The following is a 2,718-nucleotide window of genomic DNA, read 5'->3' as shown; positions in this document are numbered from 1 at the left end:
CCGTTTTAGCGGCTGCAAAGATAAGTGATTTATTTTTTAAACTCCAAATAAATATTGAAAATAATTTTATTTATTTTTTAGTCTGTTTAACCACTCCTGAAACCCAATCTATTACCCTTTAATCAAGCCCTCATTATGTCAGTTTTGCTATCTTTTAAAGAACCGTTTTCCTCTAAAGCGGCTGCAAAGAAAGAGGTTTTATTTTTACCCGCCAAACTTTTTTGCAAAGTTTTTTCACATGAAACACAAAGATATAAGATAACTGACATCTTGTCAAGGGGTTGGGAAGGGATTTTTTTTGATGGGCAATAGTCATTGGTCAATGGACATTGGTTATTGGTTATTGATCATTGGCGATTGGTCATTGATAATTGATAATTGTTCTCAATATAATCACGTTAAACTTTATAACGCCACGCATCAATTTTATATTTTTTGATACGCGTCCCTAACATCCGCTCTGTAATTTTTAACAGTTCAGCGGCTTTAGTTATATTTCCTTTAGTCGTTGTCATTCCATCTATAATCAGTTGTTTTTCCAAACGCTCCAAAACACCCGTCATACCCTCATGGGAACCCGTTGCAGTTGAGTCTGCCGTTTGAAGTGTTGGAGGGAGATGATAGCTGTGCAATACATTATCCCTCGACAGGATACATGCCCTTTCTATAACATTTTCGAGCTCCCGCACATTACCTGGCCATCGGTACACCATTAACATATCAATGGCAGCCGTAGTGATTCGGCGAACATTAGTCCTGTTTTTTTTATTGATCTTTTGTATAAAATGATCTACCAAAAGAGGTATATCGTTACGACGCTCCCTTAACGCAGGAATAAAAATTGGAAAAACATTTATCCTGTAAAATAAATCTTCACGAAACTTACCCTCTTCTATCAATTCCTCCAGGTTACAATTCGTGGCACAAACAATGCGTACATCAACCGAGATGGTTTCAGACCCACCCAATCGCTCGAATTGCCTTTCCTGCAACACCCTTAATAATTTAACCTGGGTAGACAGTGGCAGGTCACCTATTTCATCGAGAAAGATAGTCCCACCATTGGCCATCTCGAATCTACCTTTTCGCATTTGGTCAGCCCCGGTAAACGCACCTTTTTCATGACCAAATAACTCACTCTCGATTAACGAATCAGGCAAAGCAGAACAATTAACCTTAATTAAATTTTTACTTTTTCGCGAACTCTCTGAATGAATAGCATCTGCAACCAACTCCTTTCCAATACCAGATTCACCTCTAATCAAAACTGTGCTATTTGTTTTTGCAACCATTTCAACAAGAGAAAAAACATCCCGCATTTTACTACTATTCCCAATGATATTCTTTGCAAAATTATTGCCATCAACTTCGTTTTGAAGCTGCAAGTTCTTTTTCTTAAGCTCCTCCAGTTCTTCCGCTTTCTTTTGACGAACCTGTACTGTTTTGGCAATTAATGAACCCACTACTGACAAAAGGTGTATATCCTCTTCATAAGTAATATAAGGATTAAACTCCCGAACCACACTTAGCGCCCCTGTCATTTTATTCTCAACCACTATAGGTACGCAAATAAAAGTAAGCTCACGCCCTTCCTTCTGTAATTTAGACCTGGTTTTATTTAAAAACAAATTAGATTTAGATATTTCCTGTATTACGATTGGCTGCCCCAATTCGATCACCTTCCCTATCACCCCTTCTCCCAATTTGTATTTTCCCAGCGATTGCTGTTGCGGACTCATCCCACAGGCTGCTTCAATATAAATTTTCGAGTTATTCCTGTTATAAATTGTCAGAAAACTCCTTTCTGCATTTAAATGCTCAACCAACATGTTCAGAATAGGAGACAAATCGTTTTTCAACTCGGTCGACGCAATCAACCGCTGACTGATTTCAAAAAGAACAGTCATTTCTTTTAATCCGTAGCACTCATCTCTTCCTTTGATACATTTTTCAGCCATAATTCACAAAGCAGTATAAATTTGTAAGTAAAATCATGTCAAATATAGTTATTTATCACATCACCCCCTATTTTAACACTACACCTCCCGCTCTATTTATACTTAATATAAGTTACACCCCTATTTTATAAAGCATTTTTAATTTTTAGTAGCATTTTTAAACACTACCCCTACCAAACTCGAGCTTATAGTCTAAATAATTTTCCAACTACAGAACATAAGAATTTTGAACTAACTTGATTATTAGCTAACTTGAAAGGTATAAAATCTACTATTAAAAAACCACTTAAAAATCAGTTTTTCCAATGATGAGCTTCAACGACATTCAGATCAACTTCTCACAATTAAATCATTTACTATCCCAGCATGAAAAAAATGCGTTCAAATACCTGTTAGAAAATGGCATTTTCTGCACCACTTGTAATGATTATTGCAAATACGGCATTTCTAATTACAAAATATATTTAGATAGATATAATGACTTAAAGGTAGTTGGAGAATGTACATTTTGTGGTCAAGAAGTTTCACAGGTAATGGAATTTGGCGAAAACGAGTCATTTTTTAGAAAAGCGGTTCAGTTTAAAAACACAATGGCAATTCACTTATCCCAACCCTAAAGGTAAACTAACAAAAAAAGGTTTCCTCAAACATGAAGAAACCTTTTTTAAGTACTCGAGGCGGGACTTGAACCCGCACGTCCTAATGGACACAAGATTTTAAGTCTTGCGTGTCTACCAATTCCACCACTCGAGCATCCTTG

2 protein-coding genes and 1 tRNA gene are annotated in these 2,718 nt (G+C 36.4%); 1 reads left to right on the top strand and 2 read right to left on the bottom strand.

Annotated features, from left to right (window positions below; translation table 11 throughout):
• Window positions 1–398: 398 nt before the first annotated feature.
• Complete coding sequence (locus tag OM074_RS20970) at window positions 399–1,958, bottom strand: sigma-54 interaction domain-containing protein (protein WP_301202665.1); 1,560 nt, start codon at window positions 1,956–1,958, stop codon at window positions 399–401.
• A gap of 305 nt (window positions 1,959–2,263) precedes the next feature.
• On the opposite strand from OM074_RS20970, the gene OM074_RS20965 reads away from it, so the two are divergent.
• Window positions 2,264–2,575 carry a hypothetical protein gene (locus OM074_RS20965; RefSeq protein ID WP_301202664.1) on the top strand — a complete coding sequence of 104 codons (312 nt, stop codon included), beginning with the start codon at window positions 2,264–2,266 and terminating at the stop codon, window positions 2,573–2,575.
• Between the two features lie 52 nt (window positions 2,576–2,627).
• Here the strand turns inward: OM074_RS20965 and OM074_RS20960 are convergent.
• Window positions 2,628–2,711: transfer RNA gene (locus tag OM074_RS20960), tRNA-Leu, on the bottom strand.
• Window positions 2,712–2,718 lie beyond the last annotated feature (7 nt).

This window comes from Plebeiibacterium marinum (assembly GCF_026013615.1).
GTDB classification, from domain to species: domain Bacteria; phylum Bacteroidota; class Bacteroidia; order Bacteroidales; family Marinilabiliaceae; genus Saccharicrinis; species Saccharicrinis marinus_A.
Note: the sequence above shows the minus strand (reverse complement) of the source record. Positions and strands in the feature narration are given on the sequence as shown.

Coding starts and splice junctions, on each gene's coding strand:
- OM074_RS20970 (WP_301202665.1), bottom strand. CDS start 1,958: ATGGCTGAAAAATGTATCAAAGGAAGAGATGAGTGCTACGGATTAAAA.
- OM074_RS20965 (WP_301202664.1), top strand. CDS start 2,264: ATGATGAGCTTCAACGACATTCAGATCAACTTCTCACAATTAAATCAT.